Genomic DNA, 15567 nt, shown 5'->3' on the forward strand with positions numbered 1-15567 from the left:
GTTCCACGCGCTTTTATATCGGTTAAAACGGTCATCCAAAAAGAGGAAGATTCGTTTTTACCCAGCCAAAGCCCTAACACTTCTTTTTTACCATCAACACGTAACCCAACAGCAATATAGATGGTTTTACTAATCACTTTGGAGTTTTCACGAACCTTAAAAACGATACCATCCATCCAAACTATCAAATATAGAGCCTCTAAAGGCCTGTTTTTCCAAGCGATAATATCTGCTGTAATTTTATCTGTAATTCTTGAAATAGCTGAACTAGAGATATTAAAATCATATAATTCTCTTATTTGTTCTTCGATGTCTGTGGTACTCATTCCTTTGGCGTACAAAGAAATAATCAAATTCTCAACGCCATCAGCTGTGCTTTCTCGTTTCTTAATAAGCATTGGATTAAAAGAAGCGTCTCTATCTCTTGGAACTTGGATTTGTGTTTCTCCTAAATTGGTTTTGATAGTCTTAGTTCCATAACCATTACGTGAGTTAGAGTTGTTACTTTTTTGATGCCTATCATAATCTAAATGAGCATCTAACTCTCCTTCTAATATTTTTTCAACTCCTCGTTTGTGAAGCTGTTCTATAAAACTGGTCAGTTCTGAACCTGTTTTAAATTGTTTTAAAAAGTCTTTGTCGTTTAATAAATCTTCTGGTTTCATAAATAAAAGTGTGTTTATAAATTTAATGATTATTTTATCGTAAAGTTATTTCCGAAATTTTTCCTCATTGAGCAATTGAAATATTGCTCTAGAAAAATTTCAGAATAACTTTACTTACACACTTTTTGGTTTAGTACCTGATTTTATTGTTTCTGATATACTTTAATCCAATCTACAATCATTTTTTGTGGTAAAGGAGTAGTTTCATCTGGGTATCCTGCAATTTCGCCTCCAACCGCAATATTTAGAAGTAGAAAAAAATCTTTGTGAAATGCATAATACTTTTTGTCTGTAATTGTTAAAGTATGATAACTTTCTCCATCTACACGCCAAATCATTTCTTCCTCGGTCCATTCCAATTCAAACTCATGAAAATCTTCAGAAAAGCTACCATTTTTTAAATGGTACCCTTCAGCGCCCATTTGTGTGTGTTTACCAGATGCATCAGCATAATGTACGTTTGCTTCCACAATACTAGCACTGTCAGATCCCCAAAGTTCTAAGATGTCTATTTCGCCTGTAAATGGCCAAAGTGTATCACCTCCATTTTCATCAATATTAGAACCCAACATCCAAAATGCTGGCCATATAGCTTTACCACTTGGTAATTTTATTTTTGCAACAATTTTACCATAGGTAAAATCAAACTTTCCAGCTGTATTTAATCGAGCAGAAGTATATTCATTTTCTGCATGAATATCACTTTTATGAATGGCTTTAAGAACAAGTTGTTCATTTTCTATGTAGGCGTTTTTTTCACTATCTGTGTATCTTTGCCACTCTTTATTAAACCTTCCTGCAGGTTCTACCTGTCTATTCCATTTTGTAGTGTCTAATTTTTTTCTCTTAAAATTATCTTCCCAAACTAATTGATATACTTTATTTGTGTTTTTCATGTTTCTACTTTGATTGCAAGAATACAGTAATACAATTAAAGAGACAATAATAGAAAACGATTTATGCGAAATTTTATACATTTTTGGATTAAATGTTACAACAAGATAGTAAAATTACGATTTTGTTAAATAGTTTGTAAATTAAAAGATAATATGTTTAAAATTAGTACTTATTTTAGGTGGATGTATGAATAAAAAAGGACAGAAAGTACAATGTTTTTAATAACATTTTAAAGTTTACATTTTCTTTAATCGGATAAAAAAAACAGTATAACGAACTATAAATACCATTCGAATAATAAAAAAAAATTAAACAAGGATTATAATTACTTTTGGGTAATACTAAATATAATTATCATGTTATTAGAGCTTTTAAATACAATTTCCTTAAACACTTTTGTTGATCAATTTATAGATTATACCTTATTAACGATTGCTTTTTTTTCTTTTTTTACAATTATAAATAATTTGTGGGCAGTTAATAAAGAAAATAAGATTAAAATTAAGTGCATAACACAATAATTTGACTTAAATTTAATACATAAATTTATGCTTTAAAAAACATAAAGTTATGGTTTAACTCATGTTTTTTATGAGTTTAAAATTTCATCTTTTTTATCAATTTATTTACACTTTTATTATTCCTCTAAAACTAACGTTAAAAATTCTTCTGGTTGTTCTAACATAGGATAATGGCCACAGTTGTTAATAAAGTTCAAAGTACTGTTTTGAAACTCTTCAGCTAAAAGTTTAGCCTCATTTTCCATAAAAATAGTATCGTTTTTGCCAGAGATTATTTTTGTGGGTATCTTATTTTGTTTTAAATAACTAAACCATCTGTTCCACAATAATTTACTTTCAGTATTATAATCATACAAAAAATTAATAGTTCTATCGCCATTATTGTGGTGTAATAAGTTCCATTTTACTTTAATTTCTTCATCTGATATTTTTGTTTCGTCAAAGAAAAATGCCTTCATCTTTTTTCTGTATAATGAAAATGTACAAGACATTAAACGCGTAATTTTAGAAAATTCTTCTAAAGGCTGAACATTATCAGTAGAGTTATTTTTATAATTAAAAGAAATGGTATTATTTAAAAATACCAATTTTTGAATTTTTATTTCAGTAAACCTAATTTTTATTCTTTTTAAAATCTCTAAACCAACGAGACTTCCATAGTTATGAGATAAAAGTGTAATATTTTGAAGTTCTAATAGCCTCCATAATTCTAAGGTAACATCTGCTTGTTCTAGAATATTAAAATAATAATTAACAGGTTTTTCAGAAAAACCAAAACCAACAAAATCTTGAATAATTACTCTGTAGTTTTCTATTAATTTAGGTAAAACTTTATGATAGTCTATAGAAGATGTTCCATAGCCATGCAAAATTACAAGTGTATTATTGCTTTTTCCTATATCAATTACAAATACATCTCTACCTAAAACAGAAACCATTTGTCCTTTTTCAGCCCATTCTTTTAGTTTCATAAGTATGTGTTTAAAAAACAGGTTTTGCTCTATTTTGATGTTCAAAAACCAACTTTATCCAACTGTTTGGAGTTTCTATAATAGAGTAATGTTTTACATTTTCAATCCAAACAAGATGTTTACTCACATCTTCTGTAGCTAAAACAATAGCGATTTCTTTTACGGCAACTGGATCGGTTTTTTCCCAAAAGATTCGAACAGGTACAGAAGCTTCTTTTAAAGCATTGGTCCATCTGTGCCAATAGGTATAACGTTCATTGATAAAATTACTTAGAAAATGTACTTCTTTTTGGCCTTCAGTAGAATTCATTCGATTCCACATTTGTTTTATATCGTAATCTTTTTGAATGTTGTAGTTAATGTCTTCTCTCTTTAACTTTCTTTTAATTTTACGATAGCCATAACTTGTAAGCCTATAAATGTAACGTCCTATTTTTTTATCTTTTAAAAGTTTATCTATATTTCTTAAGTGCAAATACTCTAACCTCATGCTACTACTACACAGGTATATTTTATTAATTCGCAACGGAATTAAATTATGATTTTTACGAGATAAGATTTCTTGAGCAATAGAGGTACCATAATCATGTGCTAGTATAGAAACACTTTTTAAACCTAATTTGGTCCAGAGTCGTAAAGCAATATCGGCTTGATCTATTAAAGAATAGGTTAAAGAATCTGGCTTATCAGAAAAGCCAAAGCCTAAGTGATCATGAATTACAATTCTAAAGTAGTGCGAAAGTTCTGGTATAATTCTATAATAATCGTAAGAAGATGTAGGATATCCATGAATAATTACTAAAGTGCCAGCATGATTTTGTTGGTTAATATCTATAACAAAAACTTTTTTGTCGTCTATGGTAACAAATTTACCTTTGTCTTTCCAGTTTTCAGCAGTCATACGTTTGGGGGATTAATTGCTAAATATTTTAGATAAAGATAGTAATTTTTAGTTAGCTTTGAGTTTTTTAATGTTAAACATTTAAGAATATTTATTTTATAAACGTCATATTACCCATACCAATTCAGAAAACATTTACCTATAGTGTTACTGATCAGGAAGCTAACTATTTGCAAAAAGGAATGCGAGTAGCAGTGTCTTTTGGCAAAACCAAATTGTTTACAGGTTTGGTTTTTGAAATTCACCAAAACCCACCCACCTTATACGAAGCTAAACAGATTCATCAAATTTTAGATGATACACCTTTGGTAAATGAATTGCAATTAAAACATTGGCAATGGATTGCAAATTATTATATGTGTAGTTTGGGTGATGTTTATAGAGCTTCTTTGCCTTCTGCATTTTTATTAGAAAGTGAAACAATTGTTTATAAAAACGAAGCTTTTAATGATGATAGTGAATTAGAAGATGACGAGTTTTTAATTTTTGAAGCTTTACAACATCAATCTCAATTAACCATTCATCAGGTTGCAGACATTTTAGGTAAGAAAAAAGTGATGCCCACAGTAAATGAGTTGATAAAAAAATCGGCCATTTACATTCAAGAAAAAATTTACGAACAATACAAACCCAAATTGGTAAAATATGTTCGTTTACATGCAGCTTATACTTCTGATGATGCTTTAAATTCTTTATTAGAAGATTTATCTAGAGCCAAAAAACAACGTCAAGCAGTTTTAACTTTTTTTCAATTAGCAACAACAAAAAAACCGATAAAAGCTAAAGATTTAGAAACAAAAGCAAACGTTTCATCAGCAGTTTTAAAATCTTTGGTAGATAAAAATATCTTTGAGTTTTACGAAATTCAAACAGATAGAATTAATTTTAAAGGCGATACAAATTCACTTAAAACCTTAAATGAGTTTCAACAAAAGGCCTTTAAAGAAATTAAAGAAACTTTTACCAAAAAAGATGTTACACTTTTACACGGAATTACGAGTTCTGGTAAAACTGAAATTTACACCAAATTAATTCAAGAGGTTTTAGATACGGGTAAACAGGTTTTATTTTTACTTCCAGAAATTGCTTTAACTACTCAAATTATAACTCGTTTGCAGTTTTATTTCGGAGAACAAATTTCTGTTTTTCATTCTAAATATTCTATGAACGAAAGAGTAGAAGTGTGGAATAATGTATTAGAGAACAAAACAAAAGCACAAATTATTTTAGGAGCAAGATCATCAATTTTTCTTCCTTTTTCTAATTTAGGATTGATTGTTGTTGATGAAGAACATGAAACTTCTTACAAACAATTTGAGCCTTCACCAAGATATAATGCAAGAGATGCTGCTATTGTTTTGGCAAAAATGCATCAAGCAAAAATATTATTAGGTTCTGCAACTCCGTCTTTAGAAAGTTATTTTAATGCACAACAAAATAAATATGGTTTTGTAGCATTAAATAGACGTCATGGAAATGTACAATTACCAAAAATTGAGTTGATAGACGTAAAAGACAAACAAAAGAAAAAAGAAATGAAAGGGCATTTTTCTGATCGTTTGTTAAAATTAATTCAAGAGGCTTTAGACGAAAAAGAACAAGTAATCTTGTTTCAAAATAGACGAGGTTATTCACCTGTTGTAGAATGTAAAACTTGTGGAGTGGCACCTCAATGTCCTAATTGCGATGTTAGTTTAACCTTTCATAAATTCAAACACGAATTACGTTGCCATTATTGCAGTTATCAAAGAGCCATGCCAAATTCTTGCTCAGCTTGTGGTAGCAATACGTTAGACACCAAAGGTTTTGGTACAGAACAAATAGAATTAAAGCTTAAAGAATTGTTTTCGGATTATAAAATTGGGAGAATGGATTTAGATACCACTCGTGGTAAATTCGGTTATCAAAAAATAATTGGTGCTTTCGAAGCCAGAGAAATCGATGTTTTAGTGGGTACACAAATGTTGTCTAAAGGATTAGATTTTGATAATGTTTCTTTGGTAGGTATTTTAAATGCAGACACCATGTTAAATTTTCCTGATTTTAGAGCACATGAAAGAGCTTATCAAATGATGGTGCAAGTTTCTGGTAGAGCAGGTAGAAGTAAAAAGCAAGGAAATGTAGCCATTCAAACCTACAATCCTTATCATCAAATATTACAGCAAGTTTCTACTACAAATTATACAGAAATGTATAAAGAGCAATTGCAAGAACGTTGGCAATATAAATATCCTCCTTATTATAGATTGATAAAAATCACTTTAAAACATAGAGATTATAATAAAGTAGATACAGGAATCAATTGGTTGTTTAAAGCGTTGTATACTTCTTTTGGTGAACACGTTTTAGGGCCGACTGCACCTGCAATTGCAAGAATTCGAAATCAGTATATAAAAAATTTAGTCATAAAAATTCCGCCAAAACAAAGTTTAGCGAATACAAAAAATCAAGTTATCAAGATTAGAAATACGTTTGAAGCTGTAAAAGATTTTAGACCCATTCGTTTTATTATTGATGTGGACGCGTATTAGTGCAAAACAATTTATCAAGATTAAAATCGAAAATAAAAATGCCAGTTGAAATAATCTTGATTTTTTATCAGGATATATTATTTAGTTATAAAAATGAACACATTTTAATTTTTTAAATTAATAATATTTACCTCAAAAATCGACGATTTAACCTTAACAGCTGTACTTTTTTATCTTTTTCAGTAAAATCAAAAACAGCAGTTTTTTGTGTTTGATTTGGTCGTCCCCAATTGTAATACGTCGTTACTTTAAAAGATGTTGGCTTGTATTGTTTATTGCCTAAATAAGTGAGATTTACCAAATAATTACCATAATTTAAATGATCAATAAAAATTTCTTTAGAGGTGTACCCTTTTTGCTTTTGATCTTCAATTAACCCTTGATTTTGAGCGAGTGAATTTTCTAGTTCAAAAACTTCTAAATTTGGGTTTACAAACTCAATTTTAAACTCAGCTTCAGTAGTATTCCATTCAAAAACAATTCTAACATCACTTTCAATATTTTTTGTAGGATTTTCAACTTTAATTTTTTGAAGGTGAGTTCTCTCAATTGTATCTAAATTATAAGTAGCTATAATTTCAGAAGTAATAATTTCACCAATATCACTTTCATCAATATGAAAATCATTTTTAAAATAAACTTTATAGGTTAACCAAAAATCTCTATACTGTTTCAATTCTAAAAATAAATTGGCCAAATCTCTGTAAGATTGTAGATGTTTTGGTCTTAATTCAATTATTTTTTTATAAATGCTTAATGCTTCTTGTGTTTGGTTAATTTCTTGGTATTTGTAAGCCAATGCTTTTAAGCCTTCTGGGTTGTCAGCAAACATTTTTTCATAATCCGCTAAAATTTGCAGTAAAAAAGGGGTGCTGTTTTTTTCTTTTTTAAAGTGATTGAATAAAGCAAAATGAAAGTTGGTTGTGTTTTTATCTAAAGTATTGGTTTTGGTAAATACATCAATAGCTTCATTGATTTTTAATTTTTTGTACTTTTTTAAAAATGGATAATTAGTTTTAATTTTTCTGTAAGCAATGGCATCATAATTATAATATTCATCTTCATTAAAATAATAATTATCGAAGTTTATACCTTTTATTTTTTTATAATCTATATTGGTATAAACTTTAATTTCTGGATTTTTATAAAGGTGATTAATAATGTAAACGGCTTTAACTTCATCAATAAAAATATCAAAAGGAATATCAAAGTAAACGTCATCTATATTCCAAAGTACAGATCCATTCATTTCCTTACCTTTTATATAGGTAATCTCCTCACCAAAATCATTATAACGTATTAACAAATAAGGAGCCTTTTCTTGGATGGCTTTTGTTAATGACACACTGTTTTTGTTTAAAGTATTGCCATCAATTTTAATTGCTAAAGGAATTTCTAAATGTTCTCCAATATTCGTTTCACCAAGTTTTTTTACTTTTTTGTAATTTAATTCTGTAATGCTGCTTTTAATGTTCATTACTACATTTAAAATACTAGTAACGTCTTCAACCAATATTTCTACGCTGTCTAAACCAACGTAGCTAAAACTTAACTTATCGCCAGTTTTTGCTTTAATGCTATAATAACCTTTAGCATTAGAAACTGAAAATTGCGTTGTGTTTTCTACAAATATTGTTACGTTTTCAAGAGGTTTATTGTTGTATTTTATAAATCCGGAAATAGTTTTGTAGTTGTTGTTTTCTGAGTTCTGGGCAAAAAAAAGTAAAGGACTAAGAAGTATTAGTAAAAATAGTTTGTTTGTCATGGGTTATTTTAGACTAAATGCATCAAATTTTATGCCTAATATTTGTTTAAATTTAAAAATCATAAATTGTAATATTAAATTTTTTGTTTTTTCCATAGTTTAATTAATTCTTTTTCACGGACTAAAACAGAAGCTTTATTGGTTTCTACTTCAGCCCTTCTTTTATCTGTTAAATTGTCTGAATACCACCAATTATGAGTGTCTTTAATAGAGGTTTTTGTATCTCTAAAAGTAAGACCAGTTTTAAGTGCCAATTGATTATTAATTCGTGCAGACCCATAATTATACTCATCTTGCATAATCCAAGGAATTAAATAATAGATACTGTGTTCTTTTAAAAAATTATAATCATCAATTTGAATAATCGAATTTTCAGCATTAAAAGTGTCTTTCGTTTTGTTTACAAATGCCAACATGGTTTCTTGTTCAGAAGGCCCAACAACGTTATAGGTACCCACAATTTTATCTTCTGCCAAACGAATCATAAATTCAGCAACATCTCTAACATCAATATACTGCACAGGATCATTAGTTTTACCAGGTACTAAAATTTCGCCACCTTTCGCCAAACGAATTGGCCAATGAATAAAACGATCTGTTTTATCTCCAGGACCAAACATATAAGTGGGTCTCACAATTATTGTACGTTCTTTGCCAAAGGCATTTATAGCTTCAATTTCTGAATTAGCTTTCATTACTCCATAATCGTACTCCATTTTCAAAACCTCATCCTCCAGAATTTCAGGTACTTTTAAAACAAGTTTTTGATTTTCTTTAATGTTGTCTGTTTTGTAAGGAAAGTAAACACCTGTAGACGATGTGTAAAGGTATAAACCACAAGTATCTTTTAATAATTCTGCTGTTTTTTTTGTCCATGTTGCTTTGTGTCCAGAATTATCAATCACTACATCCCACTTTCTATTTTCTAAAGCTTTTAAATTATTTTCTCGGTCACCTACAAGATGTTCAACGCTATCAAAAACAGTTTTATTAACATTGGGTTTGGTTTTTCCTCTTGTAAAAATTGCAACTTTGTGACCTCTTTCTAAGGCGTATTTTATTTGATGAGGACCTAAAAAACTAGTACCACCCAAAATTAAAATAGATAAAGAATTGGATGTTTTGGTTTTACATGACAGTAAACCACTACTAATTAAAGGAATTGCGGCAGTGGCAACTAATCCTTTTTTTATAAATTTTCTTCTTGAGTTTTGCATATTTGTGTTTGATTTTGTTGGGTTGTAGCTAAGGTAACCAAAAAAAATAATTGGTGAAGCAACCTTTTTTAAATTGATGTAGTCTATATATTTGTAAGGCAGTTAAAACAGAACCAAAAGGCTTGAAAATTATAAAATTGCATAACCGAGAAAAATCGCTCATAAAAAAAGCGATTACCAACAATAGAGAAGCGCAACAACAATTGTTTGAGCAGCACTCACCTAAAATGTTGGGGGTTTGTAGGCAATATGTAAAAGATTTACATCATGCAGAAGATTTAATGTTACAAGGGTTTTTTAAAGTTTTTACCAACTTACACAAGTTTAAAAACGAAGGTAGTTTTGAAGGTTGGATACGCAGAATTATGGTAAATACTTGTATTTCTTACCTCCGTAAAAAAAATGTGATTGATGTATCTGACAAAGATTATGTATTTGATGATGCAGCTACAGAAAGTTTAGAAAACACAGCTGTAGAAGATATTCAAAAACTCATAGATCAATTACCAGAAGGTTATAAAATGGTGTTTAATTTATTTGCCATTGAAGGGTATAAGCATTCAGAAATTGCCAATCAATTAGGTATTTCTGAAAGTACATCAAAATCGCAATTATTTAAAGCACGTAAGTTATTGCAAAGTAATTATTTAAAAATGAATAAGGCAGTTTATGAAACTAAATAAACTAGATAAAAGCATCAAAGAAAAGTTAGAAAATAGAACTTTTACACCATCAGCTTCTGCCTGGGAACGTTTGTCTGTACAATTAGATGAACAGCCAAAGCAAAAGAAATTTGGTTGGTTTTTTTATATCAGTGCAGCAGCCAGTATTTTAGTATTGGTTACTATAGGTGTAAGTTTTTTTTCTGATGATGTACAAACTGTTGTGCCTAAAAATAAAATTGTTATTACACCAAGTGATAAAAAAGTAATCGATAAAAAAATTGATCAATTGATTAATGAAGTTCCAGTTCCTAAGGATATAGTGATAAAAGAAGCATTAGAAGTAACAAAAGATATTAATCATTCTCTAGTAATAGCAAAAAATCGTAAAAAAATAGTAGTTGATAAGAAAAATATCATCAAAAAAAGAGGTAAAAATAAAAGCATAAATACGAAGGTTGATGATAAGGCTATTGCCATAGCAAAGGAAATAGAAGAGTTTAAAGACCAATTTTCATCAAAAAAAATACTCAAACAAAACCCTAATAGCGCAATTAAAATAAATGCTGATGATTTATTGTATGCAGTTACGCACAAGCCTGTAGAAGTACAAGCATACTATGCAAAATATAATTTAAGTAGAGAAGATGTACTAAATACGATTAAAGGTGAGCTCAAAAAATCGAATTTAAAAGTAAATCCGAATACTATTTTAGCAGAAGTAGAACGCAGTATAGATGATGATTATTTTGAAAATAGTTTCATGAAATCTCTTAAAAGAAGAGTGTCTGATATTGCAGTTGCTATTGCTGCTAGAAACGATTAAAAATCGTTACTTAATTCTAAATCTATAATTAAAAACAACAATTTTAAAACCATTAAAAATGAAAAGAATACTATTAATACTAGTGTTGTTATGTACAACTATTGTTCAATCTCAAGAAAAAACTTTTGAGAGAGAAGTAAGTAAAATATCTAAAAGAATAGAAAAAATTACCAAACAGCAAAAAGATTCTTTAAAGGCAAAAGTTATTGCTATAGACAAGCAATTAGAAAAAGGAGAAATTACAGAAGTCACTTCTAAAACATTAAAGAAAGAAGTAGCTGCATATCATGCAAGACAAATAGAAAAATTAGTAGGCGAACAAGAACGTTTGTTGCAATTATTGGTGCAAGATAAAACTAATGGAAAAATAGCAAGTAACGACGAGAGCTCTAAAAAACCAATGGATAGTTATGATGATGATAATACATTTACAATAGGTAATAAAACCTTTAGATTCAATATTTCTGAAGGAGACAAAGAGGAAAATGAAGAGAGAAAGACAAAACGTTGGGAACGCAAAAACAAGTATCAAAGAAGCACAACTACACAATTTATTTTTGCAATGGGAGTTAATAATGTATTGAATGATAATAATTTATCAACTTTAAATAATTCTGAATATCAATTCTGGAGATCACGTTTTTACGAATTAGGATTCTCTTGGAAAACGCGGCTTTCTAACAAACCTTCTCAACTATATTTTAAATATGGAATTTCATTTTTATGGAATAATTTACGTTTAGAAGGTAATAGAACTCATATTAAAAATGGCGATATGACAGAAATCCAAGAGTTTTCAGATCAATTGTCAGATAGTAGATTACGCCATGTACAAATGAATTTTCCAGTTCATTTAGAATGGGATTTGTCTAAAAACAAAAAATACAAAAATGGCAATGTAAGAGATAGAACAAACAGATCTTTGCGAATTGGTGTTGGTGGTTTTGCAGGTTTTAAATTAGGTACAAGACAATATTTAGAGTATAGAGATGTAAATAATATAGAAATTGAAGAAGTGCAATATGATAATTTTAACATGAATATTTTTAATTACGGTTTAAGTACTTATATCGGCTATAGAGACACCAGCTTTTATGTAAAATATGATTTAAATCCACTGTTCCAAAATACTGAAACGAGAAACATTTCGATGGGAATACGTTTCGATTTTGATTAAAACACTCAAAAAATCAATTTATTTGATTACAAATTTTATAAATTACCCTATTTATATTAAAAAAATGTAAGTAAAAATTGCTTTATCGTAATTTACTTATTAAAAAAATAAAGCAATCGTAAAAATAACATATTAAAACCTTTTTGTTATAATTATAACAAAAAGGTTTTACTTTTAAACCGTGAAATTTTAATACAAATAGCATGGTAATTGGTATCCCTAAAGAGATAAAAAACAACGAAAGTAGAGTAGGTATGACACCAGCAGGTGTGTTTGCTTTAACCAAACACAATCACACTGTATATGTGCAATCTACAGCAGGAGATGGAAGTGGTTTTTTTGATAAGGACTATGTAAGAGTTGGGGCTACTATTTTACCATCTATTGAAGATGTTTACGCAAAAAGCGATATGATTGTTAAGGTAAAAGAACCTATTGAAGAAGAGTATTCTTTAATACAAGAAAATCAAATTGTTTTTACTTACTTTCATTTTGCTTCTAGTGTTCCATTAACAAAAGCAATGATTGCCAGTAAAGCCATATGTATTGCTTACGAAACTGTAGAAGATGAAGAAGGTACCTTACCGTTATTAACTCCAATGTCTGAAGTGGCAGGTAGAATGTCTATACAACAAGGAGCAAAATATTTAGAAAAACCAATTAAAGGTCGTGGAATTCAATTAGGTGGTGTACCAGGAGTACAACCAGGAAAAGTTTTGGTTTTAGGAGCTGGAGTTGTTGGTGTTCAAGCAGCAAAAATGGCAGCAGGATTAGGAGCTCATGTAACAATTTTAGATATTAACATGAAACGATTGCGTTACGTAAATGATGTTTTGCCTAACCATGTTGTTACAGGTTTTTCAAGTGAATATAGCATTCGCGAATATATTAAAACACACGATTTAATAGTTGGTGGTGTTCTGGTAAAAGGAGGAAAGGCACCTAAATTAATTACCAAAGATATGTTAAAAGAAATGCGACCTGGAACTGTTATTGTTGATGTTGCTGTAGATCAAGGTGGTTGTTTTGAAACTACAAAAGCTACTACACACCAGCATCCAACATATATTATTGATGACGTTGTACATTACTGTGTAGCTAATATGCCTGGTGCTGTACCTTACACATCTACAATGGCACTAACTAATGTAACATTAAATTATATTTTAAAATTAGCTAATTTAGGTTGGCAAAAGGCATGTGAAGTTGATAAATCTTTAGCAAAAGGATTAAATATTGTAAAAGGAGAGATTGTTTACAAAGAATTAGAAGGTATTTTTGATGAATAATATTGATTTTTTTTTGAACAAATAGGTTACTGAGAAATCAAAAATTCCTGTTGCAAGTAAGTATATACATAACACAATATGGAAGGCCTTAATTTTGAAACAGTCTCTTTTTTCTTCTCATTTTTTATTTTTTTTGATGTGAAACAACAAGGGCATAACTTTTTTAATCGATATAGATATTTTATTGGAAAAAAAACACTAAATTTGCACGCTTAAAATTAACAATAAATTATTAATTATGAATCATTACGAAACTGTTTTCATTTTGAATCCCGTTTTATCTGATACTCAGATAAAGGAAACAGTACAAAAGTTTAATGACTATTTGGTTTCTAAAGGTGCCGAAATGATTTCAAAAGAAGATTGGGGCTTAAAAAAATTAGCATATCCAATCCAAAAGAAAAAAAGTGGTTTTTATCACTTATTCGAATTTAAAGTTGCTGGCGAAGAAATTAGCGCTTTTGAACTAGAGTTTAGAAGAGATGATAGCGTTATGCGTTATTTAACTGTTAAGTTAGATAAACATGCAGCTGCTTGGGCAGAGAAAAGAAGAGAACGTGTTAAATCTACAAAAAAATAAGGTATGGCATCAATAGAACAACAAGCAAAAGGTGGTAAATCTGCTGACGTTAGATATTTAACGCCATTAGATATAGAAACAAAAAAAGAAGCTAAATACTGTAGATTTAAGAAAAAAGGTATCAAATATATTGATTATAAAGATGCTGATTTCTTAATGTATTTAGTAAATGAACAAGGTAAAATTTTACCAAGACGTTTAACAGGTACTTCACTTAAATATCAACGTAAAGTTGCGCAAGCAATCAAAAGAGCGCGTCATTTAGCGTTAATGCCTTACGTTGGAGATTTATTAAAATAATAAATACGTAGAGACATGGAATTGATATTAAGACAAGACGTAGAAAATTTAGGATTTAAAGACGATATCGTTGAAGTGAAAAACGGATATGGTAGAAACTTTTTAATACCAACAGGACAAGCAGTTTTAGCAACTTCTTCTGCAAAAAAAGTTTTAGCAGAGAATTTAAAACAACGTGCTTATAAAGAAGCTAAATTAATTGCTGATGCTAATGAGTTAGCTGAAACAATTAAAGGATACGAAATTAAAATTGCATCTAAAACAGGTTCAGGAGACAAATTATTTGGTTCTGTAAACAACATAGATTTAGCTGCAGCTTTATTAAAAGCAGGTACAGAAATCGACAAGAAATTTATTAAAGTTGTTGGTGGCTCTGTAAAAAGATTAGGAAAGTATGAAGCTTCTGTAAGATTACATAGAGAAGTAGTAGTAGATATTTCTTTTGAAGTAGTTGCTGAATAAATTACTTACTTTTTAAAACAAAAAAACTCGTTAGAAATAACGAGTTTTTTTGTTTTACATACCTAAAATAATTTAGGTAAAATATTATTTTCCAAAAAGACCACCAATCAAACCTCCAATTCCACCAGATTCCTTTTTATCGCCTCCTAAAAACATTCCAGCTACATCATCAACAACACTACCATCGCCATCAGCATCTAAAACTTTTTCTAAAAAATTTTGTTCTGAAGAAGCAGAGCTTCCACCCAATAATCCACCAAGTAAACCAACAATATCGCCAGAAGAATTCACATTTTGTTCGTTTTTTTTCTTTCCTAAATATCCCATTAAAATTGGTGCTGCAATTTTTAGAATATTGGCAACAGAGCTAGCATCAATTCCTGCTTTTTGACCAATAACCTGCTGAACACCTTCTTGTTTATTACCAAGAATATGCCCTAAAATTCCTGCACCATCTTTCTTTACAGCCTCATCAACACCACCATTAAACAAACCGCTTAAATTATTTAAAATACTGCCATTGTGTTTACCAGATAAAGCACTCATTAAACCAGCTGCTCCATCTGGAGAAGTTGCATTTCTTTCCATACCTTTCATTAAAACCGGCAACGCCATTGTTAGTACACTACTTGTTTTATTTGAATCGTTACCAGTTGCCCCAGCTACACCAGATACTATTTGTTTTCCTAAATCACTATTTAATAAATCTAAAATTCCTGACATGTCTTGTTTTTAAAATTTGTATTCGTTAAAATTATGACACAATATAGCAATAAAGTCACTTTAATTTAAACTATTTTTTT

15 protein-coding genes are annotated in these 15567 nt (G+C 29.4%); 8 read left to right on the top strand and 7 right to left on the bottom strand.

The window, feature by feature from the left end; all coding sequences use genetic code 11:
* From ACW9UN_RS08395 to ACW9UN_RS08410, 4 genes are all read right to left on the bottom strand, one after another.
* On the bottom strand, positions 1-665 hold a 665-nt coding region (locus ACW9UN_RS08395), incomplete at its 3' end, for an IS256 family transposase (RefSeq protein ID WP_459485730.1).
* 143 nt (positions 666-808) lie between these two features.
* Positions 809-1642, bottom strand: coding sequence for a glycoside hydrolase family 16 protein (locus tag ACW9UN_RS08400; RefSeq protein ID WP_459485732.1), 834 nt, complete (start codon positions 1640-1642; stop codon positions 809-811).
* Positions 1643-2199: 557 nt separating this feature from the next.
* A complete protein-coding gene (locus ACW9UN_RS08405) occupies positions 2200-3054 on the bottom strand; it encodes an alpha/beta fold hydrolase (RefSeq protein WP_459485734.1) in 855 nt (284 codons plus the stop codon).
* A gap of 10 nt (positions 3055-3064) precedes the next feature.
* Entirely contained in the window at positions 3065-3955 is an 891-nt protein-coding gene (locus ACW9UN_RS08410) for an alpha/beta hydrolase (RefSeq protein ID WP_459485736.1), read from the bottom strand.
* 89 nt (positions 3956-4044) lie between these two features.
* On the opposite strand from ACW9UN_RS08410, the gene priA reads away from it, so the two are divergent.
* Entirely contained in the window at positions 4045-6486 is a 2442-nt protein-coding gene (gene priA, locus ACW9UN_RS08415; RefSeq protein WP_459485976.1) for a replication restart helicase PriA, read from the top strand.
* A gap of 127 nt (positions 6487-6613) precedes the next feature.
* Here priA and ACW9UN_RS08420 read toward each other — a convergent pair whose 3' ends face one another.
* Together ACW9UN_RS08420 and ACW9UN_RS08425 are read right to left on the bottom strand one after the other, a co-directional pair.
* Positions 6614-8251, bottom strand: a complete 1638-nt coding sequence (locus ACW9UN_RS08420; protein WP_459485738.1) for a DUF2135 domain-containing protein — start codon at positions 8249-8251, stop codon at positions 6614-6616.
* Between the two features lie 74 nt (positions 8252-8325).
* Positions 8326-9468: an NAD-dependent epimerase/dehydratase family protein gene (locus ACW9UN_RS08425; protein ID WP_459485740.1), complete on the bottom strand. Its 1143-nt coding sequence runs from the start codon at positions 9466-9468 to the stop codon at positions 8326-8328.
* A 122-nt stretch (positions 9469-9590) separates the two neighbouring features.
* Between ACW9UN_RS08425 and ACW9UN_RS08430 the strand changes: the two genes are divergently transcribed.
* From ACW9UN_RS08430 to rplI, 7 genes are all read left to right on the top strand, one after another.
* Positions 9591-10151 (top strand): RNA polymerase sigma factor, encoded by a 561-nt coding sequence (locus ACW9UN_RS08430; RefSeq protein WP_459485742.1) that lies wholly within the window; start codon positions 9591-9593, stop codon positions 10149-10151.
* Positions 10138-10956: a hypothetical protein gene (locus tag ACW9UN_RS08435; protein ID WP_459485743.1), complete on the top strand. Its 819-nt coding sequence runs from the start codon at positions 10138-10140 to the stop codon at positions 10954-10956. Before ACW9UN_RS08430 ends, ACW9UN_RS08435 begins: the two co-directional genes overlap by 14 nt.
* Positions 10957-11014: 58 nt before the next feature.
* Positions 11015-12133, top strand: a complete 1119-nt coding sequence (locus ACW9UN_RS08440) for a hypothetical protein (RefSeq protein WP_459485744.1) — start codon at positions 11015-11017, stop codon at positions 12131-12133.
* A 203-nt stretch (positions 12134-12336) separates the two neighbouring features.
* Entirely contained in the window at positions 12337-13422 is a 1086-nt protein-coding gene (ald, locus tag ACW9UN_RS08445) for an alanine dehydrogenase (protein ID WP_459485745.1), read from the top strand.
* A 238-nt stretch (positions 13423-13660) separates the two neighbouring features.
* The gene (gene rpsF / locus ACW9UN_RS08450) at positions 13661-14002 is read left to right on the top strand and encodes a 30S ribosomal protein S6 (RefSeq protein ID WP_459485747.1); all 342 of its coding nucleotides are present in this window, start codon (positions 13661-13663) and stop codon (positions 14000-14002) included.
* 3 nt (positions 14003-14005) lie between these two features.
* The gene (gene rpsR, locus ACW9UN_RS08455) at positions 14006-14302 is read left to right on the top strand and encodes a 30S ribosomal protein S18 (protein WP_397446619.1); all 297 of its coding nucleotides are present in this window, start codon (positions 14006-14008) and stop codon (positions 14300-14302) included.
* A gap of 15 nt (positions 14303-14317) precedes the next feature.
* Positions 14318-14764, top strand: a complete 447-nt coding sequence (rplI, locus tag ACW9UN_RS08460; RefSeq protein WP_459485749.1) for a 50S ribosomal protein L9 — start codon at positions 14318-14320, stop codon at positions 14762-14764.
* Positions 14765-14848: 84 nt separating this feature from the next.
* On the opposite strand, the gene ACW9UN_RS08465 is transcribed toward rplI, so the two are convergent.
* Complete coding sequence (locus ACW9UN_RS08465) at positions 14849-15487, bottom strand: DUF937 domain-containing protein (protein ID WP_459485750.1); 639 nt, start codon at positions 15485-15487, stop codon at positions 14849-14851.
* Between the last annotated feature and the right edge of the window lie 80 nt (positions 15488-15567).

The sequence above is a fragment of the Polaribacter litoreus genome, assembly GCF_054584775.1.

Coding starts and splice junctions, on each gene's coding strand:
- ACW9UN_RS08400 (WP_459485732.1), bottom strand. CDS start 1,642: ATGTATAAAATTTCGCATAAATCGTTTTCTATTATTGTCTCTTTAATT.
- ACW9UN_RS08405 (WP_459485734.1), bottom strand. CDS start 3,054: ATGAAACTAAAAGAATGGGCTGAAAAAGGACAAATGGTTTCTGTTTTA.
- ACW9UN_RS08410 (WP_459485736.1), bottom strand. CDS start 3,955: ATGACTGCTGAAAACTGGAAAGACAAAGGTAAATTTGTTACCATAGAC.
- ACW9UN_RS08420 (WP_459485738.1), bottom strand. CDS start 8,251: ATGACAAACAAACTATTTTTACTAATACTTCTTAGTCCTTTACTTTTT.
- ACW9UN_RS08425 (WP_459485740.1), bottom strand. CDS start 9,468: ATGCAAAACTCAAGAAGAAAATTTATAAAAAAAGGATTAGTTGCCACT.
- ACW9UN_RS08435 (WP_459485743.1), top strand. CDS start 10,138: ATGAAACTAAATAAACTAGATAAAAGCATCAAAGAAAAGTTAGAAAAT.
- ACW9UN_RS08440 (WP_459485744.1), top strand. CDS start 11,015: ATGAAAAGAATACTATTAATACTAGTGTTGTTATGTACAACTATTGTT.
- ald (WP_459485745.1), top strand. CDS start 12,337: ATGGTAATTGGTATCCCTAAAGAGATAAAAAACAACGAAAGTAGAGTA.
- rpsF (WP_459485747.1), top strand. CDS start 13,661: ATGAATCATTACGAAACTGTTTTCATTTTGAATCCCGTTTTATCTGAT.
- rpsR (WP_397446619.1), top strand. CDS start 14,006: ATGGCATCAATAGAACAACAAGCAAAAGGTGGTAAATCTGCTGACGTT.
- rplI (WP_459485749.1), top strand. CDS start 14,318: ATGGAATTGATATTAAGACAAGACGTAGAAAATTTAGGATTTAAAGAC.
- ACW9UN_RS08465 (WP_459485750.1), bottom strand. CDS start 15,487: ATGTCAGGAATTTTAGATTTATTAAATAGTGATTTAGGAAAACAAATA.